At 61.7% G+C, this 18,458-nt stretch carries 21 protein-coding genes; 10 read left to right on the top strand and 11 right to left on the bottom strand.

Annotated elements, in window-relative coordinates:
• Positions 1-35: 35 nt before the first annotated feature.
• Positions 36-1,052, bottom strand: a complete 1,017-nt coding sequence (locus tag IEX53_RS07420) for an ABC transporter substrate-binding protein (protein ID WP_188822944.1) — start codon at positions 1,050-1,052, stop codon at positions 36-38.
• Between the two features lie 186 nt (positions 1,053-1,238).
• Between IEX53_RS07420 and IEX53_RS07415 the strand changes: the two genes are divergently transcribed.
• From IEX53_RS07415 to IEX53_RS07390, 6 genes are all read left to right on the top strand, one after another.
• Entirely contained in the window at positions 1,239-1,943 is a 705-nt protein-coding gene (locus IEX53_RS07415) for a FadR/GntR family transcriptional regulator (protein WP_188822942.1), read from the top strand.
• Between the two features lie 23 nt (positions 1,944-1,966).
• Positions 1,967-3,511 (top strand): UxaA family hydrolase, encoded by a 1,545-nt coding sequence (locus IEX53_RS07410; protein ID WP_188822941.1) that lies wholly within the window; start codon positions 1,967-1,969, stop codon positions 3,509-3,511.
• 18 nt (positions 3,512-3,529) lie between these two features.
• Positions 3,530-4,549 (top strand): zinc-binding alcohol dehydrogenase family protein, encoded by a 1,020-nt coding sequence (locus IEX53_RS07405; RefSeq protein ID WP_188822939.1) that lies wholly within the window; start codon positions 3,530-3,532, stop codon positions 4,547-4,549.
• Position 4,550: 1 nt separating this feature from the next.
• The gene (locus IEX53_RS07400) at positions 4,551-5,006 is read left to right on the top strand and encodes an RNA polymerase sigma factor (protein ID WP_210311633.1); all 456 of its coding nucleotides are present in this window, start codon (positions 4,551-4,553) and stop codon (positions 5,004-5,006) included.
• 148 nt (positions 5,007-5,154) lie between these two features.
• Positions 5,155-5,619: a FecR/PupR family sigma factor regulator gene (locus IEX53_RS07395; protein WP_188822937.1), complete on the top strand. Its 465-nt coding sequence runs from the start codon at positions 5,155-5,157 to the stop codon at positions 5,617-5,619.
• Entirely contained in the window at positions 5,606-5,788 is a 183-nt protein-coding gene (locus IEX53_RS07390; RefSeq protein ID WP_188822936.1) for an iron chelate uptake ABC transporter family permease subunit, read from the top strand. Before IEX53_RS07395 ends, IEX53_RS07390 begins: the two co-directional genes overlap by 14 nt.
• Before the next feature lie 116 nt (positions 5,789-5,904).
• Here the strand turns inward: IEX53_RS07390 and IEX53_RS07385 are convergent, their stop codons facing one another.
• Positions 5,905-6,801 carry a LysR family transcriptional regulator gene (locus tag IEX53_RS07385; RefSeq protein ID WP_308429134.1) on the bottom strand — a complete coding sequence of 299 codons (897 nt, stop codon included), beginning with the start codon at positions 6,799-6,801 and terminating at the stop codon, positions 5,905-5,907.
• A 105-nt stretch (positions 6,802-6,906) separates the two neighbouring features.
• On the opposite strand from IEX53_RS07385, the gene IEX53_RS07380 reads away from it, so the two are divergent.
• Positions 6,907-8,124, top strand: a complete 1,218-nt coding sequence (locus IEX53_RS07380) for an MFS transporter (RefSeq protein WP_188822934.1) — start codon at positions 6,907-6,909, stop codon at positions 8,122-8,124.
• A 106-nt stretch (positions 8,125-8,230) separates the two neighbouring features.
• Positions 8,231-8,848 carry a LysE family translocator gene (locus IEX53_RS07375; protein ID WP_188822932.1) on the top strand — a complete coding sequence of 206 codons (618 nt, stop codon included), beginning with the start codon at positions 8,231-8,233 and terminating at the stop codon, positions 8,846-8,848.
• A gap of 2 nt (positions 8,849-8,850) precedes the next feature.
• Here the strand turns inward: IEX53_RS07375 and IEX53_RS07370 are convergent, their stop codons facing one another.
• From IEX53_RS07370 to IEX53_RS07345, 6 genes are all read right to left on the bottom strand, one after another.
• Positions 8,851-10,803, bottom strand: a complete 1,953-nt coding sequence (locus IEX53_RS07370) for an OPT family oligopeptide transporter (protein WP_188822930.1) — start codon at positions 10,801-10,803, stop codon at positions 8,851-8,853.
• Positions 10,804-11,222: 419 nt separating this feature from the next.
• Positions 11,223-12,149, bottom strand: coding sequence for an SRPBCC family protein (locus tag IEX53_RS07365; RefSeq protein ID WP_188822928.1), 927 nt, complete (start codon positions 12,147-12,149; stop codon positions 11,223-11,225).
• Entirely contained in the window at positions 12,146-12,487 is a 342-nt protein-coding gene (locus tag IEX53_RS07360) for an ArsR/SmtB family transcription factor (protein ID WP_188822926.1), read from the bottom strand. Before IEX53_RS07360 ends, IEX53_RS07365 begins: the two co-directional genes overlap by 4 nt.
• A 261-nt stretch (positions 12,488-12,748) precedes the next feature.
• A complete protein-coding gene (locus tag IEX53_RS07355; protein ID WP_188823043.1) occupies positions 12,749-13,774 on the bottom strand; it encodes a LacI family DNA-binding transcriptional regulator in 1,026 nt (341 codons plus the stop codon).
• 88 nt (positions 13,775-13,862) lie between these two features.
• Positions 13,863-14,531, bottom strand: coding sequence for an SMC-Scp complex subunit ScpB (gene scpB, locus IEX53_RS07350; RefSeq protein WP_188822924.1), 669 nt, complete (start codon positions 14,529-14,531; stop codon positions 13,863-13,865).
• A 3-nt stretch (positions 14,532-14,534) separates the two neighbouring features.
• A complete protein-coding gene (locus tag IEX53_RS07345) occupies positions 14,535-15,515 on the bottom strand; it encodes a DUF1403 family protein (RefSeq protein WP_188822922.1) in 981 nt (326 codons plus the stop codon).
• A 208-nt stretch (positions 15,516-15,723) separates the two neighbouring features.
• Here IEX53_RS07345 and IEX53_RS07340 point away from each other — a divergent pair, with 208 nt between their 5' ends.
• Both IEX53_RS07340 and IEX53_RS07335 read left to right on the top strand, forming a co-directional pair.
• Positions 15,724-16,539 carry a nucleotidyltransferase domain-containing protein gene (locus IEX53_RS07340; protein ID WP_188822919.1) on the top strand — a complete coding sequence of 272 codons (816 nt, stop codon included), beginning with the start codon at positions 15,724-15,726 and terminating at the stop codon, positions 16,537-16,539.
• Complete coding sequence (locus tag IEX53_RS07335) at positions 16,536-16,967, top strand: VOC family protein (protein ID WP_188822918.1); 432 nt, start codon at positions 16,536-16,538, stop codon at positions 16,965-16,967. Before IEX53_RS07340 ends, IEX53_RS07335 begins: the two co-directional genes overlap by 4 nt.
• A 16-nt stretch (positions 16,968-16,983) precedes the next feature.
• Here the strand turns inward: IEX53_RS07335 and IEX53_RS07330 are convergent, their stop codons facing one another.
• The 3 genes from IEX53_RS07330 to IEX53_RS07320 all read right to left on the bottom strand — a co-directional run bounded on the left by IEX53_RS07330 (position 16,984) and on the right by IEX53_RS07320 (position 18,456).
• On the bottom strand, positions 16,984-17,337 hold the full coding sequence (locus IEX53_RS07330) for a hypothetical protein (RefSeq protein WP_188822916.1): 354 nt from the start codon (positions 17,335-17,337) through the stop codon (positions 16,984-16,986).
• Positions 17,338-17,479: 142 nt separating this feature from the next.
• Entirely contained in the window at positions 17,480-17,908 is a 429-nt protein-coding gene (locus tag IEX53_RS07325; RefSeq protein WP_188822914.1) for an arsenate-mycothiol transferase ArsC, read from the bottom strand.
• Positions 17,909-17,970: 62 nt separating this feature from the next.
• On the bottom strand, positions 17,971-18,456 hold the full coding sequence (locus IEX53_RS07320; protein ID WP_188822912.1) for a UPF0262 family protein: 486 nt from the start codon (positions 18,454-18,456) through the stop codon (positions 17,971-17,973).
• Between the last annotated feature and the right edge of the window lie 2 nt (positions 18,457-18,458).

The raw sequence follows: 18,458 nt of genomic DNA, 5'->3' as shown, positions 1-18,458 counted from the left end.
GGGGCGGGGAATGAACCCGCCCCAAGGGCGGCCGCTTATTTCGCGGCCTCGATCACCTTTTGCGCGTCTTCAAGCGAGTATTCGACATTTGCCACGCCACCCTTCTGGGTGTTGGCGAGGTCCTTATCGAGCGTGTCCTGGCCGACGCTCAAGAAGGGAACGACGAGGTCCTTCTTGACTTCCTTGCCGTCCAGAATTTGCTGCGCGACCCAGAAGGCGAGGGTGGAGACACCCGGCGCGATGGAAACCGACATGGTTTCATAGCCGTTCGCGTCTTTTTGCTGCTTCCACCATTGCAACTCATCTTCGCGGTTGCCCATGATGATAACAGGCGTCTCGCGCTTGGCCGCGGCGAAAGCCTGTGCCGCGCCGTAGCCATCGCCGCCTTGCGTCACGACTGCATCGATCTTCGGCAGGCTCGGCAGAATGCCGGCGACCGCGCGCTGGGCGACGTCGGAAGCCCAGTCGCCATTGACGGAGCCGACGATCTTGAACTTCGGATGTTTCTTCACGCCCGCCTCGATGCCGGCATGGATGTTCTCGTCCACCGAAACGCCGGCGAGGCCGCGGATTTCGAGCAGGTTGCCGCCCTCGGGCAGGCGCTTGGCGAGATAGTCGATCTGGCTTTCGCCCATTTTTTGAAAATCGACCGCGATGCGCCAAGCGCAGGGCTCGGTGACGATGCCGTCAAACGAAACGACCACAATACCCGCGTCACAGGCTTCCTTGACCGCGCCGTTGAGGGCAGTCGGCGAGGCGGCATTGATGACGATAGCGTCATAGCCCTGCAGGATCATGTTCTGGATCTGGGCGGCCTGCTCGGTCGCCTGGTTCTCAGCCGTCGTGAAGGCGTCGGCGGCAGACACCACGCCCGCTTTCACAGCCTCCTTGGTCACCTTGTCCCAGCTTTGCAGCATCGCCTGGCGCCAGGAATTTCCGGCATAATTGTTGGAGAAGGCGATCTTCTTCGACGACGTGTCAGCCATCGCGCCGCTTGCGGCCATGAGACCGGCCAGCGCCACGGACGCAAAAAGGATTTTTCCGAATTTCATGTTTTTCCTCCCGGTTTACGACTTTGCGCCCGGCACAACCGCTCCTCAACGGCATCATGCATGGCGTCCTCCCAGTGTCGTTCAGGCAGTAAAGCGAAACGATGCGAATTGGTCAAGCCAATATACGGATCAGCCGTTGCAATCGGCCAAGTCCGTTAATATGGTAAGGCCAATTCGGGAGGAGAGATGAGCGAGCAGACCAGCCAGGCGGAGCCGCGCAGGCTTTACCAGCAGATCGCGGACAAGATCCGGCATCTGATCCAGGAGGGCAGGTTTCCGGCTGGAAGCAGGTTGCCGGCGGAGCGCGAACTGGCGCAGCAACTGGGCGTGTCGCGTCCCTCGCTCCGCGAGGCGCTGATCGCGCTGGAGATCGCCGGCAGCGTCGAAATCCGCATGGGCTCGGGCATCTATGTGGCGGCCGAACCGAAGCAGCGGGCGTTGCAAGGCCTTTCCATCGGTGAAAGCCCACTTGAAATAATGCAGGCGCGGGAAGTGGTCGAAGGCGGCATCGTGGTGATGGCCTGTGCGCGAATGACTCCCGAGACGCTTGCCCGGCTTCGCGCGACGCTCGATGCGATGCAAGCCAATGTCCGGATGGATCGCAAGGCGATGGAGCTTGACCGGCAGTTTCATCTGCTGATCGCCGAGCAGGCGGGCAACAGCGTCCTGACACGCATTGTCGGTGATCTCTTCGATGAGCGGCACAGCCCTTTGACGGCGCAGATCAGAAGCCGTTTCGAGAACAGCGACACCTGGGTTTCGGCCCTCACCGAACATGAACTGGTTTATGCGGCGCTGGAGGCGAGGGATCCTTTACAGGCGCAGGCGGCGATGCGGACGCATTTGCAGCGGTCCAAGCAGCGCTGGATGGATAATGAGCCGCGCGATTAGCGTGGCTTGGGGAGGAAGTTGATATGAGCGATATGATTGTGACGGCGGTTGCGCCCGTCATCCTGCTGCATCCCTCCGATGATGTCGCGGTTGCGCGCGCGCCAATTCGTGCTGGTGGTCCCACGGGGATAGAAGGCCTCAACGCGCGGGAGTTCATCGGGCGGGGGCACAAGGTCGCCATCCGCGCCATACCGCAGGGCAGGGAAGTCCTGAAATACGGCCAGGTCATCGGCGTCGCCACCAGGGATATCGCGGCGGGCGAGCATGTGCATCTGCAGAACCTTGCCATGCTACCCTCCGAGCACGAGCACCAGTTCTCCGTCGATATCGAGGAGCGCGGCATGGTGCCGGAGGCGGAGCGCCGGCATTTCATGGGCTTTGATCGCGGCGCGGGCGGTGCTGGGGCGCGCAATTATATCGGCGTGATTTCGTCGGTGAACTGCTCCGCCACGGTGTCGCGCTATATTGCCGATTATTTCAACCGCATGGGCGGCCTCGACGGGTTCGACAATGTCGATGGCGTGGTGGCTTTGACCCATGGCAGCGGCTGCGCGCTCAATACCAAGTCGGAAGGCTACCGCCTGCTGACGCGCACCATCCAGGGCTATGCCAAGCATCCGAATTTCGGCGGTGTGTTGCTAATCGGGCTCGGCTGCGAAACCAACCAGATCGCGCCGATCCTCGAGCATTATCGCATGGAGGAGGGCTCGCGCCTGCGCACCATGACGATCCAGCAGCATGGGGGCACCCGCAAGACCATCGACGCGGCCATTGCTGAGATCAAGGAAATGCTGCCGCTGGTCAATTCCGCGACGCGCACCAAACAGCCGCTTTCGAAGCTGAAGGTGGCCCTCGAATGCGGCGGGTCGGACGGCTATTCCGGCATTTCCGCCAATCCGGCGCTCGGGGTCGCCTCGGACATGATCGTGCGCCATGGCGGCACGACGGTGCTTTCCGAAACGCCTGAGATCTATGGCGCGGAGCATCTGTTGACGCGGCGTGCCGTGACCCCTGATGTAGCGGAAAAGCTGCTCGCCCGCATCGACTGGTGGCGGGACTACACCGCGCGCAATGGCGACGAGCTCAACAACAACCCCTCGCATGGCAACAAGCTGGGCGGTCTTACCACCATTCTAGAGAAGTCGCTGGGCGCCGTCGCCAAGGGCGGTTCCATGCCTTTGAAGGCAGTCTATGAATTCGCCGAGACCGTGACCGAGCAGGGCTTCGTCTTCATGGACACGCCGGGCTACGACCCCGTCGCGGTAACGGGACAAGTGGCGGGCGGCTGCAACGTCATCTGCTTTACCACCGGCCGCGGCTCGGTTTCCGGCTTCAAGCCCGCGCCGTGCATCAAGATCGCCACCAACTCCGAAATGTACGGGCACATGAAGGATGACATGGACTTCAATTGCGGCGGCATCGTCACCGGCGAAGAGACGATTGAGGAATCCGGCGCGCGCATTTTCGAGCACATCATCGCCGTCGCATCCGGCCAGAAGACGGTGAGCGAGATCTACGACTATGGCGACAATGAATTCGTGCCCTGGCAGGTCGGCGCGGTAACGTAAAACAGCAGGAAACATTTCATGATCAAGGCGATGCGTATAGAGAGCGAAAACGTCACCCGCTTCGCCGAAATCGCCGAAGCGCCCCTGCTGCCAGGTCATGTCCGGGTACGGGTGCGCCATGTCGGGCTGTGCGGCAGTGATTTCAATACCTTCAAGGGGCTCAACCCGCTGGTGCAATTGCCGCGCATCCCCGGCCACGAGATCGGCGGCGAAATCATCGAAGCCGGCGAGGGCGTTGCGGCTGCTTACTCAGCAGGCAGGCGCGTGATCGTCATGCCCTATACTAATTGCGGGGAGTGCAGCTCCTGCCGGAAGGGACGGCTCAATGCCTGCCGCTCCAACAGGACGCTGGGCGTGCAGCAGGATGGCGGGCTGGCCGAGGAGATCGTGCTGCCGGCGGAAAAGCTCATCCTCAACGACACGCTCGAGCCGCGCCATCTGGCGCTGGTGGAGCCGCTTTCGGTCGGTTTTCACGCGGTCGCACGAGGGCGTGTCGAAGCGGGGGATATTGTTGCGGTGCTGGGCTGCGGCATGATCGGCATGGGCGTGTTGATCGGCGCGGTGGCGCGCGGCGCGAAGGCCATCGCCATCGATCCGAGCGCGGAGAAGCGCGAGCTTGCCTTGCGGTTCGGCGCGGCGCATGCGCTGCCGAGCGGCGAAGACGTGGTTGAGAAGGTCAAGGAACAGACTGGGGGCGACGGCGTGGATGTCGCCTTCGAGGCGGTCGGCCTGCCGGTCACCTTCACCCAGGCTGTCGATCTCGCCTGCTTTGCCGGGCGTGTCGTCTACGTCGGCTACTCCAAGGCGCCGGTCACCTACCAGACGCAGTTCTTCAATTTGAAAGAACTCGACATCATGGGCTCGCGCAACGCTACGCTTACCGATTTCGAGGCGGTCATCCGGCATCTGGAAAAGCTCGGGCCCGAGGCGGACCGCCTGATCTCGAAAACATTCCCGTTTGCTAAGGCGGAAGAGGCGCTTCCCTATTGGGACGCCAACCGAAACGACATCCTGAAGATCATCATCGAAAGGATCTGAAATGGACGCGTTGTCGGGGGGACAGGGGCGGAAGAGCTGGCGCAGGAAACCTATATTAGGGGCATGCCGTGCCGCTGACAATGGCCCTATCCAGCATATTGAAGCCTACCTGCATCAGACGGCCCGCAATCTCGCCCTTGATCATTTGCGGCGGAATCGCATCCGGGCCAATGTCGAGGCTGAAGGGGTGGACGAGGCGGCCCTTGCCAATGTTCCCGCCGATGTCGTCTCTATTGAAGAAGCCATTGTCGAGCGCGAGAAGCTTCGCCTGTTCAGGGAGGCTCTCTCAAGGCTTCCGGAACGGGCGCAGAAGGTGCTGGTTTTGAGCCGGCTCGAAGAATGGTCGAACGCGCGCATAGCCGAGCATCTCGGAATATCGGAACGAACGGTATTCAACGATCTGAAGCTTGCCTTGGGACATTGCCGGGATGCTCTCGCCCGGCTGGATAACAAATGACCGAGGCAGGCGCTGGCATGGGGGATAGCTCGGGTAAAACTGGCCTGCAAGGGCTTCTTTGCCGGATTCCATGCCGCCGAACGTCAAGGTAACAGGAACCCGCGGTACACTGAAGATTGGATAGCCTGAGTGGGACGCAGCGGCGCGGATGAAGACGAACCGAGCGGTGGGATACATCAACGGCGATCCGGTAGCGGATGAGGCGCTTGAGTGGTTCCTGCGCCTGCGCGACGCGGAACCCGATCCGGGCGTTCTGCAGGAATTCGAGGCGTGGCTGGCGCGTGATCCCCACCATGAAACGGAGTTCCGCTCGCTTGAAGCGATGTGGGGCTCCAGCGCGTTTGCAAAAGCAGTCCGGACTCTTCCGTCCGCGAACACCCCGGTTCACAGGGCATCCGCCGTTTCCCAAAGGCGAGGGATTGGCGCAGGATGGAAAACGGGCATCGCCGCAGCAGTCGCGGCGGCGTTCGTAGCCGTGGGGGCGTGGCAGTATCCCAAACTGATGCTCTCCTGGCAGGCCGACTACATCACGGAGGCCGGGCGTCAGTCGACGGTTCGCCTTGCCGACGGTAGGCGTCCTCGCGCCTCACATGGCGCGCATGATGGGACTTGAGCGGCCTCCGTTCCAGCTTGCCGGTGCGGTAGCGATAGGGGCCGTAATTCTGGTTCTTTCCGACTGGCTGGGGCGCAACCTTCTGTTCCCATGGGAAATCCCCGGCGGTATTCTCGCTGCATTCATCGGCGCGCCCTATCTCGTCTGGTTGCTCAAGCGCTCAGGATGACCGGTGTCGTTTTTTACGGCGTGAAAACGTGAAGCGCAGGCTGACCATATTCGCCGACAGCTACAGGCTCAACGGCAATCTGGACTTGGGGCAACATGGTGAGCAAAGCAGATATTTCACATGCGAAGTCCTGTCTCTGTCAGGGCTTCGCGCAAATGTGCGATGAAAACCCGCACCTTTTGCGGCATCAGCCGCGTGGTCGGATAGACAGCCCAGATATCGAACGGTTCCGGTGTCGCATCCTCCAGTTCGAAGCATATGAGGCGTCCTGCACTGATGTCTTCGGCCAGGTACCAGGCGGACAGAAGGACAATACCACCACCGGCGAGACAGGCCGCATGACAGCCTTGAATTGAGCTGGATGAGAAATGTCCGCCCAGGCGCACCTGCCTTTCACCAGCCGGAGTCAGGAATCTCCAGTGGGTCGTGCCTGTCAAAGGCAGGCAACTATGCTGGGCAAGATCGCCCGTTGTGGCGGGAAGGCCATGCTTGGCGGCATATTCGGGGCTGGCGGCGAGAACTCTAGGACTGTCCGCGAGCTTCTGCGCGATCAGGCTGCTGTCGCGCAGGCGGGTGATACGTATGGCCAAGTCTGTACCCGTCGCAACCAGGTCCGGCAAGCTGTCGGTCAGGTCGAGCGAAATGCGCATTTCCGGATTTTCTTCCAAAAGCTTTGGGATGAACGGCGCGATGAACTTGACACCAAAAGCCCCCGGCGCGGACACGCGCAACAGGCCCACCGCCGTGCCGGTTTCCGAGCGCAGCCGCGTCAATGCCTCCCGTTTTGTCTCCAGCAGCGCCTCGGCATAAGGCAGGAAGGTTTCGCCCTCCGGCGTGAGCGCCAGCGATCGCGTGGTGCGGTGAAGCAGCCTGATGCCCAGATCCGTTTCCAGCGAGGAGAGGCGGCGCGTGGCGACCATTGGCGTCAGCCCCAGCCGCCGCGCCGCCCCCGCCAGGCTGCCGGCGCTTACAGCCGCGACAAAGACCTCGATATCGTCGATATTCATATTCATTATATCGAAATCCGTTATTCCAGTCGAACAGTGGCCGACACTAGAACGCGCCAGGCCAATAATCTAGATAGCGGCAACCAATCATTCTCGATAAAAGGCAGCAGCATGACAGCGCATCAGCAGCACCAATCGCCCGATGGCAGCGGTATCGGCCGGGTGACCCTCTTCGCCATGGCGGCGGCCTGTGCCATTGCCGTGGCCAACATTTATTACAACCAGCCGATGCTGGGCCTGATCGAGGCCGATTTCCGCGGCCAGGCGGCGACGGCCTTCATTCCGACGGCGACGCAGCTCGGCTATGCGCTGGGGTTGTTCTTCCTCGTGCCGCTCGGCGATCTCCTCCACCGACGTAAGCTCATCGTCGGGCAATTCCTGCTGCTGGCGGCGGCGCTTGTCGTGACAGCCCTTGCCCCTTCAGCGATGTGGCTGGCGTTCGCCTCCCTGGCGGTCGGGGCATGTGCGACGGTGGCCCAGCAGATCATTCCGTTTGCCGCGACGCTGGCCTCACCGGAAAAACGCGGCGCGACCATCGGCACGGTCATGGCCGGCCTTCTTTCCGGCATTCTTCTGAGCCGCACCGTATCCGGCTTCGTCGGCGAACATGCGGGATGGCGTGAGATGTTCTGGATCGGTGTGCCGCTCGCCATTATCGCCGCCGTGACGATGGCCGTGACCCTGCCGGATCACCGCGCCGCCTCGCGTATGGGCTATCTCAGCGCCCTGCGCTCCCTGGCGCATCTCTGGCAGAGGGAGCCGCAGCTTAGAACCGCAACGATGACACAGGCGTCGCTGTTCGGCTCCTTCTCGGTCTTCTGGACGATCCTCGCGCTTTATTTGCAAAGCCCGCGTTTTAACCTTGGCGCCGATGTCGCCGGCCTGTTCGGCATTGTCGGCATGGTCGGTATCTTGGCCGCGCCGCTTGCCGGGCGCATCGCCGACCGGCGCGGCCCGCATATCGTCGTCTGGCTTGGCGCGGCGCTCACACTCCTCGCCTGGGTGGTGTTCGGCGCGTGGGGCTCGCTGTTCGCGCTGATCGCCGGGGTGATCATTCTCGATTTCGGCATACAGGGCGCGCAGGTGTCGAGCCAGCACATTATCTATGCGCTCGACGGCGAGGCGCGCAGCCGGATCAACACCGTGTTCATGACCGGCATGTTCCTCGGCGGCTCCGCCGGGTCGGCGCTGGCAACCGTCGCCTGGAGCTATGGCGGCTGGCACGGTGTTTCCATCCTGGGCGGGCTGTTCGCGATCGCCGCCCTGTGTGTCAAGGCGCTCCAGCTTCGCTCGCGGCCATCGGGCAGCGCTGCCCATCCGGCTGAATAGAGAGGGGAGGGGACTGCTCCCTCCTTTCATTTCCCTCCATTCCATCCGCAAAGGAAGTGAGGTAAATAGGCCGCAGAGATTTGCCGGGCGCGAGAGGGAACCGAGAATGAACCTAACGGGATTTATTGCCTATAGCGGCGCACTGGCCGTCGCCGCCGCCATACCGGGGCCGGGCGTCACGGCGCTGGTGGCCCGGGCCTTGGGTTCCGGTTTCCGCTCGTCGCTCTACATGGCGTTCGGCCTCGTCCTCGGCGACCTTACCTATCTGACCGCCACGGTTCTGGGCTTGGCCTTCGTCGCGCAAGCCTTCGGTACGGCTTTTCTTGTCATCAAATGGCTCGGCGTCGCCTATCTCGCATGGCTTGCCTGGACGTTCTGGAACGCGGGAATCACCGCCGAAAAAATCGAAGCGAAGAAGGCCAGCGGCGGCGCTTTCTCCAGCTTCATGGCAGGCCTCCTGGTGACGCTCGGCAATCCCAAGACGATGATCTTCTATCTCGCGCTCGCGCCCACGCTGGTCGATCTTCAGCACCTGACCTTTTCCGACTATGGCGGTCTCGTCGCCTGCACGGTCATCGTCTTGCTGGTGGTGCTGGTGCCGTATCTCATCCTCGCCGCCAAGGCGCGCATGCTGCTGCAAGCGCCGCGCGCGCTGAAGCGCCTGAACCGCACCGCCGCCGCCTTCATGGCCGGCGCGGCGGTGACGATAGCGATGCGGCATTAGTTTTATTTCTTGCTGCGTTTGGGACTGCCTGATGTCACCAGCTGCCGCGTAAAGCGGTAGAGGAACCAGACAATCGCGAAGAACAGGACCACGCCTGCGATCAGCGCAGGCTGGGCAAAGCTGTCGCCCACCAGCGCGAGCGGCGTGTCCTTTCCCGAGCCGGCGACGATGCCGGCGAAAACGATGCCCCAAAGACTTTCCCCCACGATAAGGCCCGTGGCGGTAAGCACACCCATGCGGCTGGCAAATTCGGGGTTTGCCTGGCCGGATGCCCAGCGTTCATAGAACCAGCCCAGCACCGCACCGATGACGGTGGGCAGGATCACGCTCATCGGCAGGTAGATGCCCATTCCGACACCGAGCGGCGGCAGGCGCAGGCGGCGTGTGTAGCCCAGCGCCTCGTCGAGGATCACGAAGACCACCCCGGCGGCAGCGCCCCAGCCGATCATTGTCCAATCCAGATTACCGCCGAGGACGCCCTTGGCGAGAGCGGAGATCAGTGCGGCCTGCGGCGCGGGGAGCGCATCGGGCCCGGCGCCAGGCGCACCGGCAAAGCCGAACGCGGTGTTGAGGAGATCGAGAACCGGGGGAATGATGAGTGATCCGAACACCACGCCAATAACCAGCGCAAGCTGCTGCTTCCACGGGGTGGCGCCGACAAGCTGGCCGGTCTTCAAGTCCTGGAGGTTGTCATTCGAAATGGATGCGATACCGAAGACGATGCTGGTGACGATCAGGGCATAGGCGATGAGCGCGCCGGTAGTATTGGCGTCCTGGTGCCACCCGAACAGGCCCACAAGCATGAGCGAAGCAGCCACGACGGAGAGGATGCCGACACCGGAGATGGGAGAGTTCGACGATCCGATCAGCCCTGCCATGTAGCCGCACACGGCTGCGATGATCAGGCCGATGACGAGCACGAAGGCGAGGGCGCCCGCGATCAGAACGATCTCCGACCCCGCGAGCGGGCCGCTGGTGATGACGCTCCACAGCAGGACGCCAATCGGCACCAGCATAGCCAGGCTGCCGATGAAGACGAATGAAATCGGCAGGTCCCGTTCCTCGATCGCCATGGTCTTTCCGGCTTGGCGCGCCCTGCTTGCCGCCATGGCAGAACGAATACCGCCCAGAACCGGCGAGGCGATGCGCAGCAGGGTCCAGACAGCAGCCACACCTATGACACCCGCGCCGAAAAACCGGACGTCAGCGCTGAAAATGCTGTTCGCCCATGTTTCCGCGCCGCCGGGCATCGGATGATATGCCGTCAGCACCGGCAGCAGAATCCACCAGCCGACGATGAGGCCAAGGAACATCGCCATGCCAACGGAGAGGCCGACAAGATGCCCGACGCCAAGCAGCGCCAGGGACAGGCTGCCATCGATCCCCGTGGCGCCCGCGCCCGCACGAAACCAGACCGCCGCTTCGCCCACGACCAGACGCGTTTGCGTGAGGACAGCGAAGGCGGTGGAAGCCACCGCGCTCCATACCAGCGCGGAAAGCCCCTTGCGGCTTTCATCCACCCCCTCGCGCGAACCGGAGCCGACGCGCAGCACTTCGGCAGCGGCGCGCCCCTCGGGATAGGGGAGTGGAGCCTCGATGACGAGCGCACGCCGTAGGGGCACTGAAAAGAGTACGCCAAGCACGCCGCCGGTACAGGTGATCGCTGCCGTAGTCCAATAGGGGAAGCCCTGCCATAAGCCGATAATGACAAGCCCCGGCAGGACGAAGATGATCGACGACAGACAGCCTGCCGCGCTCGCTACGGTCTGGACGATATTGTTCTCAAGAATGGTGGAATCCTTGAACCCGCGAAGGATCGCCATCGAAATCACGGCTGCGGGAATGGATGTGGCGAATGTCAGACCGACCTTGAGTCCAAGATAGACATTCGCCGCCGTGAACAGCAGTGTGATCACTCCGCCCAGCAGCACGCCACGCAGTGTGAATTCAGCCATCGTTGCCCTTTGTGCTTGCTGCCTGTTGCTTCCCATCGTTAGATCCCTGTTCAACCGAAACGTGCTTTAAACATGCGCGCACGCTATGGCGTAACGTGCAATACACTTTTGTGTAAACGAAGAATATCTTTGGCATGCTTGCTGTAAAAATCACTACTTCAACAATAAAATTAAGTACAAGTTTTACTATAAATAATTGGGAAATATCGAGTTTTTCAAAGTATTTAATAAAGACAGTGGAAGCTTCGCATAAAGGGGGTTCGGTGGACAGGAAGCCTGCCTGCCGCAGGGCAGGGGGCGATTCATCCCCCCGCTATGTCCTGCACGGATGATGCACTCGCTATTCTTTGGAACTTTTACCAGGAAAGTCGGCAAAATCAGAAACCTAGGCAACACGAGGAGTGTCTGTCATTATGCTCTCAAGATAACGCCAACGCGAAGCGTTCCAGCTTTCCGAGGGTCTGCTGCCCAAGTTCCTCGGCACCAAAGCCCTTTGCTTCCTGGAACTCGGCAGCCGTGCTGAATACCATGCCCAGCGTGACCTTCGTCGCCCCATTTTGATCCTCGAACGACGCCCAGGCGTCGGCGTGTTTCGGCCCATTCTCGCCCCAAAGCAGCATATAGCCGAACCTCTCCTTTGGCCGGATCTCGTTATAGAGATGATGGTTCGGGAAGACCGTGCCGTCGGGAGCGATCATGTCGAACACCCACTCGCCGCCCGTTCGCAGGTCAATTCTCTTCGTCCGGCAGGAAAAGCCGTCCGGGCCCCACCATTGCGGCAGCGTTTCAGGGTTCATCCACACATTCCACACGACGGAGCGTGGCGCCCGGATGACCCGCTGCAGCACCATGGTCCGTTCGGCTACGCCTGTAAGATTGTCCAGTCCCGCCCCGAAGCCTTCCCGGTAACCCGGCTCCATGTCCTCAGCCAGCGAGGAAAGCTGCACCGTCACAGCCAGCCGGCTGCGCTCGCGTGTGCCCGAAATATCCGCCGTCACCAGCGCAACCGATTGGGTAACGCCCTCGGATGAGACCACCTCATAGTTCACGCTGCGCAGCGCCGGCTGCAATACCAGCCAGCCGCACTCGCAACGAATGTCCTGATGGCCATCGACCTTGCAAAGAGAAATTTCGCGTCCGCCAACCCTGGTGTCGGCTTCCAGAAACTCCACGGTGACGGCGGGCGAGGGGGCTGCCCAGACCGTCCGCGCGGCGGGAGCCGTCCATGCCTCCCAGAGCACGGTCGATGGCGCGGCCACATCCCGTTCGAAGCTGATCGTCGCAAAACGGCCCGTTCCACCAGGCATGGTATAGGCTGCGCTTTCTGCATCAGGCTTCTGTGTCATTTCCCGTGTTCCTTCATAACATTCATCACAAATGCATCCAGCCGGTCGAGCCGACCCTCCCAGATGGCCCGCTGTTCATCAAGCCATGTCCGCACCGGATTGAGCGCCTCGGGTACGATGGCGCAGGTGCGTATCCGTCCGTCCTTGGCGGTGGCGATCAGGCCTGCTTCTTCAAGTACGGAAAGGTGGCGCATCACCGTGGGCAGCCGCAGTCCCGTAGGCTCAGCCAGATCCGTGACGCGCGCAGGCCCTTCGGCGAGCCGCGTCAGAATCGACCGCCGGGTCGGATCGGCGAGCGCGTGGAAGAGCAGCGATAGGTCAAGATCATGCTTAGCCATAAAGCTAACTATTTCCAAATCTGCCCTTGGCGCAAGGCAAAAGTTAGCTAGGTCGCTAGGTTTTTCTTCAGGCGGTTTCTGTGTCGGACGTTGAGAGCTGGCAGCGGTGGGAACTGGGGAACCGGGATAAATCCTCACACCGTCAAAATGACCGTTCCATAACATAGATTATCTGATTTTGTGTTGTAGCCGGGTGGGTTCTAATCTGAAGCGCGACTTGCCAATCATGATCGATCTTATTCCCCAGCCCAACGGGCAACATCACGCTTCCGGCCCTTCCCCAGCCGAAGACCTGACAACCAATTCATACGCCAGTTCCACCGTGTCCGGCGACATGCCCGTGCCGATATGGGAAAGCAGCATATCCGTGGCGCATTCGGCCATTTCGAAAATAGGCTGGCGGATCGTCGTCAGTTGCGGCCAGACCATCTTTGCAAGCGCCGTATCATCGAAGCCCACAACAGAGAGCCTTTGCGGCACGGCGATGCGCAGTTCGTGCGCGGCCTGTAGGACGCCTGCGGCCATATCGTCATTGGATGCGAGGATCGCCGTCGGGCGGTTTGCGTGGTGCAGAAGCCGCCGGCCGGCATCGAGGCCGCTCTGGAAAGTGAAGGCACCCTGCACTTCCAATGCCGGATTGGGCGCGATGCCCGCCGCCTCCAGCGCGCGGTGGAACCCGGCGAGCCGCAGGCGTGCAGAGCGGTGCGTCGCGTCTCCGATCACGATGGCAATGCGGCGGTGGCCCAGCCGCAACACGTAGTCCGCAAGGTCGAATGCGGCCCTTTCATCGTCGATGACGACGCTTCCCTTCGTGTGAAGGCCGGTATCGCCTGCAATGCGCACAAAGGGCAGATGTGAGGCGAGAAGCTCTTCCAATATGGCGGGATCGTCGCACATGGGCGGCGTCACGATCACTCCGTCCAGGCCAGACGTATAGGCCGTGGACACCATTGCCCCGCGAATGTCCGCACGGTTCTCGACCGGGAAAATCAGAAGCCGATAGCCGGTGCCGCGGAGCCGATTCAACGCGCCCATCTGCAATTCGGCGACATAGGCCGGGCTCGGGTTTTCGAAGAAAAGGCCGATGAGATGCGACTTCCTGCGCGCCAGATTGCGGGCCGCGACATTGGGATGATAGTTGAGCTTCCGCCCCGCCCGGCGAACCTTCTCCCGGATCTCCTCGCGCACGTTCGGCTCGTCATTGAAGACGCGGGAGACCGTCTTGATCGACACGCCCGCCGCCTTGGCGACATCGCGTATCGTCGCTCGCTTGCCCGGCTTGGTTATCATATTGTTAACGCCACGCCTCCCCGGCTCTCCCTGTCCCTCCCCTCACCGCAAGCCAATGGCAAAATAATCATTGGAACGCAATCGCTCAGCCGAATTCATCCTCTTCGGCGTCGGGCTGCGGTATACCCGGCAACTCGGCGAGCGGCCTGTTGCGGTCGAGCAGGCCCGCATCCTCCAGCTGCTCGATATCGGGCAGGTCACGCAGCGTGTCAAAGCCGAAGTGCGACAGAAACAGATCCGTGGTGATGTAGGTATAGGGCGCGCCGGGTTGTGGGCTGCGCGGGCCGGAGGTGATGAAGCCGGCATTGCGCAATTGCGCGATGATATCGCGGCTGATTTCGCGGCCGGTAAAGGCGGAGAGGTCGGCGCGCGTGATCGGCTGGGTATAGGCGATGGTTATCAGGGCAAGCGCCTGCGTTTGCGTCAGGTTCGCTTGTTTTTCGCTGCGCCCGGTGGCTGTGCGGATGGCGTCCGCATAGGCCGGGCGCGTGCGATGCTGGAAGCCGCCCGCCACGCGGACGATATCATAGGGCCGCGCCAGCAACTCCTCGCGAATGTCCTCGATCAGGCGCTCGATGTCGCAATCGTCCCCGACCAGCCGTTGCAGCGCCGCTAGGCCGACAGGTTCGCTCGCGGCGAAGATCGCCGCCTCGACGCGGTTCATCCATTCGCGCCGGCGGGCTTCCGGCGGCAGATCCGGCAAATCACGGTCGAATGGCGGCTGTTCCCGCTTTTCCTTGGTACGAGGGGCCATGCGTCAGAGCCCGTAAAGGCGGAAGGTGGGCCGCCCCGTCAGTTCACGGACCGCGCCCAGCGTCAGGAGCCGCTCGAAAAGCCGCCGCACCGCGCGGTCGGTCATGCCCTGCCCCGGCGCCATACCGACCCACGCCGAAGGCAAAAGCGCATCGTCCTGAAGCAGCGCATCGATAATGCGCGCCGCGCCTTTCGCGCGCAGCTTCGGCGCGGTGAGCTTCAGCCGTTCCGCCCGCCGGGCCGCGTCCGCGCCAAGGTCATATGCCTCGAGCGCCGCCTGCCCATAGCCGATGAGACAGGCTGTACGCCATCCCGCTTCGCCAAAGCGCAGGCGGCGGCGGTTCGGCCCTTCGCGGAAGAAGGATTTCTGCAGTTGGGTGACAAGCAGCGGCACAGGCCGGGGCCATTTGAGGCTGGCGGCAAGGGCGAGGTCGGCGAGCCAAAGGGCAAGAAGCTCGGCGGGGATAGTCAGGGCGGGGAAGCCATCTGCAATATGCTCGGCGGCTTCGATTGCAGCAAAGGGAGCTGCACGCCCCCCCTGCCCCAGCGCGTCAATCCAGCCGGCCAGCTCCTTCCAATCGCGATCGGGTTTCGCCCCCAGAAGTTCGGCAACCGACGCCAGCAAATCGCCGTCCATCGCCCCGGAATGACGGCCAAGCCTGCGCCAGGCGAGAAGCACCCTGCCCGCCGGACCCGGATCCTCGCCCGGACGGGTGAGGCAGACGGCGTCCCGCAAAGCCCCCTCCTCTTCAGGCCTGCCGAGCAGCGAGGTCGAAACCGCCGCCGCCTTCAAGGCCATGCGGGCGCGCCATAGGCCGGCCCACTCCGGCCCGTTGCGGATAAGGCCATCGAGCGCCTGCAGCGCCGCGCCGGCAAAGAATGCAGCCTCCGCCTCGGAAATGTCAGGCAGATAATAATGCCCCCTCGCCCAGGGAGCGGGAGGCGCAGCGGCAGCGGGGAACACCGGAGAGGTGGGACGGTTCATGGCCGCAATCTATGACGAAACCGCCGCCATCTCCACGCATTTTGCGCGAAACCACCAGATCATTTGCAAGTGTCTCAATGGCATCAGGTCAGCTTGCGACACCACCCTGCTGTGAACGATGCCTCTGGCTATTGCGCTCGTTGCCGCAAAGATGGTTGCGAATAATCTGCAGGGTGTTCTATTCTGAGGTGCTGGCTAGGAGAATCATATGCCCAGCAATCTTCCCGCACCCCATGCAGACCTTCTTGAGCGCGTCCGCGTAGCTGTCACGTCCGATGCCCGGCTCAATGCCTTGTTGATCGGGGGGTCTTATATTCACGGCGGCCTCGACGAGCACTCGGATCTGGACTTCGTTATCGTGGTCGAAGACGACCATTACGCAGAAGTCATGGCGACCCGCATGGCTTTTGCTGAAGGCCTCGGAAGCCTGCTTTCCGCCTTTACTGGCGAACATGTCGGCGAACCGCGTCTGTTCATCTGCTTGTACGGGCCGCCTCTCGTGCATGTGGACCTGAAATTCGTTCTTTCATCGGATTTCGATCATCAAATTGAGCGGCGGGCTATCCTGTTTGCCCGGAACCCGGTCGAGATCGAGAGACGCATCCAGGCAGGCACCGTCGTTTGGCCAAACCTTCCTTCCGACTGGTTCGAAGCGCGGGCCTGGGTCTGGTTGCACTATGCGATCACCAAGCTGCACCGTGGCGAGCTTTACGAGGCGATCGGTATGCTCGGCTTCTTCCGTGAGCAGGTCATCGGGCCGATGCTATGCCGCCGTGCGGGCTTCAACCAGCGCGGCGTGAGGCGTTTGGAAGCCTTGCAGTTGGATAAGGACGGCAAGCTTGCCGCCACGGTTGCGCGCCACAACGCGGCCTCCGTCCGGGCAGCCTTGAAAGCATCAATCGTTCTCTATCTCGATCTGCGTGCCGACGACTTTCCTTCCAGCCCATGCAAGGGAATGCCCGAACTTCTGTTGGAATTCATGGATGGGCCGGAATACGCCAGTGAAGGACCAGCGCAATCATGAGTGAAGACAACGCGGCACGCCGGAGGCTCTCACTGGTTACGGTCGTCGTGCGCGATTACGACGAGGCGATAGCTTTCTATGTCGGAAAGCTCGGGTTCGAACTTCGTGAGGACACGCAGCTTTCTAGCACCAAGCGATGGGTAGTCGTCGGTCCATGTGGAGGCAGCGCGTCTCTGCTACTTGCGAAAGCCGCCAACGAACAGCAGTTTGCGGCGGTGGGCCAGCAGACCGGCGGGCGCGTCTTCCTGTTTTTGGAAACGGATGATTTCGAACGGGACTACGGCCGTTACCTCTCTGCAGGCGTGGAATTCCGCGAGCAGCCACGAAATGAACCCTACGGCCGTGTCGCGGTTTTCGCGGACCTCTATGGAAACTCATGGGACCTTATCGAACCCGGAGCGCCGGGCCCGAATATGCTGGCCCCGTGAGTGGCACCCATCCGGCTCAGGCGCTGTCGATAGCCAGGCAATCCGCGGGTGTTCGGGCGTTGATATGCTTGCTGTCGGTATGGCCGTGCATGGCGATGAGCGCGAGGTCGTCTCCTGCCCGGATCGGCCGTGTCCACCATCCGTCCTTGAGCATCCAGCCGGACGCCATGACCGCCTCCACATCGGGGCTGTCGGGTCGAAGCTGCGCGCTTTCATGGACGATCTGCGCATCGCGAGAGCGCTTGGCGAGCAGCGCCCTTCCCTCCTCCAGCGCCAGCTGCTGGTCGCCGGCCATGATGAGCCGGTGGAAATAGTGCCGTGTTCGGCGGTAGCGGGTAAGATAAGCAATACGGACCTGGTACGCGGGCATGGCGGCTTTCCCTTTACACTGCCGAAAAATGAGTCCAACGCTATTTCAATAAAACTATGCGCTGTGTGACCAAATTGCCGCAAGAAGAAAATAACTTGATTCACAAGTTGAGTTCAAAATATTCATGAATTTGTAGTAATTATTACTTGGTGCGTTCTGCATTAAACCGCTCGGCAATGCGGCGCTTCAACTGCTCACGCACGTCGCGATATGCGTCGAGGATCTGCTCCCGAGTACCCTGCACCAGCGTCGGGTCCGGCATTGGCCAATATTCCACGTCAACGGAAAAGCCGCGCATCCGCTCCAGAACCGTATGGTGGGCGAGCGGGGTGAGCGTGACCACCAGATCGAAATAGCCGTCGCCCAGTTCTTCCAGTTCCCTCGGGCGGCGCTCGTCGAGCGAGAGCCCCTCCTCCGCAAGTACGGCAGCAACGAACAAGTCCGGTTCGCCGCGATTGACCCCCGCCGAAGCGAGATAGACCTTCGGGCCCAGCATATGCCGGGCGAGGCATTCCGCCATAGGCGAGCGGATCGCATTCATTCCGCAGACGAACAGGATCGAAGACGGCATACGCTTCGCCGGTATCACACCGGGAGGTGTGTCATGCGCTTTTTCCCCCTCGCCCGCCAAACTCACCCCCGCCAATGCAATACGCAGACCAGCGTGAACAGGCGGCGCGCCGTATCGAAATCCACTTCGATCTTGCCGCCGAGCCGGTCCTTCAGGGTCTGTGACCCTTCATTGTGGAGAGCCCGCCGCCCCATGTCGATGGCTTCGATCCGGCTTGGCGTCGCGGAGCGGATCGCCTCATAATAGCTTTCGCAGATCAGGAAATAATCCTTCACCACTCGCCGGAAAGGCGCGAGCGCCAGGATATGCGTTGCGACCTCCTCGCCGGTTTCGCGCAGGATCGCAAAAATCAGCCGCGATTCGAGCAGCGAGAGTTTCAGCCGGTAAGGCCCGCCGATGGGATCACCAACGGGATAAAAGTTGTTTTCCTCGATGAGATCGAAGATGGCGACGGCGCGCTCATGCTCGACGTCGGGGGTGGAACGTCCGATGGATTCGTCCAGCTCGACGTCGATCAGTTTTGTTTGTCTGCCGCCGCCGGATGTCATGC

Source organism: Paramesorhizobium endophyticum (genome assembly GCF_014640615.1).
GTDB lineage: Bacteria > Pseudomonadota > Alphaproteobacteria > Rhizobiales > Rhizobiaceae > Paramesorhizobium > Paramesorhizobium endophyticum.
This window is presented reverse-complemented; position numbering and strand designations above follow the sequence as displayed.

Excerpts from the sequence above, each read along its gene's own strand:
- IEX53_RS07360 (WP_188822926.1), bottom strand. The coding sequence starts at position 12,487 with ATGGCTAAGCATGATCTTGACCTATCGCTGCTCTTCCACGCGCTCGCC.
- IEX53_RS07330 (WP_188822916.1), bottom strand. The coding sequence starts at position 17,337 with ATGCCCGCGTACCAGGTCCGTATTGCTTATCTTACCCGCTACCGCCGA.
- IEX53_RS07335 (WP_188822918.1), top strand. The coding sequence starts at position 16,536 with ATGAGTGAAGACAACGCGGCACGCCGGAGGCTCTCACTGGTTACGGTC.
- IEX53_RS07405 (WP_188822939.1), top strand. The coding sequence starts at position 3,530 with ATGATCAAGGCGATGCGTATAGAGAGCGAAAACGTCACCCGCTTCGCC.
- scpB (WP_188822924.1), bottom strand. The coding sequence starts at position 14,531 with ATGGCCCCTCGTACCAAGGAAAAGCGGGAACAGCCGCCATTCGACCGT.
- IEX53_RS07390 (WP_188822936.1), top strand. The coding sequence starts at position 5,606 with ATGATGGGACTTGAGCGGCCTCCGTTCCAGCTTGCCGGTGCGGTAGCG.
- IEX53_RS07375 (WP_188822932.1), top strand. The coding sequence starts at position 8,231 with ATGAACCTAACGGGATTTATTGCCTATAGCGGCGCACTGGCCGTCGCC.
- IEX53_RS07380 (WP_188822934.1), top strand. The coding sequence starts at position 6,907 with ATGACAGCGCATCAGCAGCACCAATCGCCCGATGGCAGCGGTATCGGC.
- IEX53_RS07400 (WP_210311633.1), top strand. The coding sequence starts at position 4,551 with ATGGACGCGTTGTCGGGGGGACAGGGGCGGAAGAGCTGGCGCAGGAAA.
- IEX53_RS07345 (WP_188822922.1), bottom strand. The coding sequence starts at position 15,515 with ATGAACCGTCCCACCTCTCCGGTGTTCCCCGCTGCCGCTGCGCCTCCC.
- IEX53_RS07410 (WP_188822941.1), top strand. The coding sequence starts at position 1,967 with ATGAGCGATATGATTGTGACGGCGGTTGCGCCCGTCATCCTGCTGCAT.
- IEX53_RS07420 (WP_188822944.1), bottom strand. The coding sequence starts at position 1,052 with ATGAAATTCGGAAAAATCCTTTTTGCGTCCGTGGCGCTGGCCGGTCTC.
- IEX53_RS07415 (WP_188822942.1), top strand. The coding sequence starts at position 1,239 with ATGAGCGAGCAGACCAGCCAGGCGGAGCCGCGCAGGCTTTACCAGCAG.
- IEX53_RS07325 (WP_188822914.1), bottom strand. The coding sequence starts at position 17,908 with ATGCCGTCTTCGATCCTGTTCGTCTGCGGAATGAATGCGATCCGCTCG.
- IEX53_RS07370 (WP_188822930.1), bottom strand. The coding sequence starts at position 10,803 with ATGGCTGAATTCACACTGCGTGGCGTGCTGCTGGGCGGAGTGATCACA.
- IEX53_RS07340 (WP_188822919.1), top strand. The coding sequence starts at position 15,724 with ATGCCCAGCAATCTTCCCGCACCCCATGCAGACCTTCTTGAGCGCGTC.
- IEX53_RS07385 (WP_308429134.1), bottom strand. The coding sequence starts at position 6,801 with ATGAATATGAATATCGACGATATCGAGGTCTTTGTCGCGGCTGTAAGC.
- IEX53_RS07395 (WP_188822937.1), top strand. The coding sequence starts at position 5,155 with ATGAAGACGAACCGAGCGGTGGGATACATCAACGGCGATCCGGTAGCG.
- IEX53_RS07365 (WP_188822928.1), bottom strand. The coding sequence starts at position 12,149 with ATGACACAGAAGCCTGATGCAGAAAGCGCAGCCTATACCATGCCTGGT.
- IEX53_RS07320 (WP_188822912.1), bottom strand. The coding sequence starts at position 18,456 with ATGACATCCGGCGGCGGCAGACAAACAAAACTGATCGACGTCGAGCTG.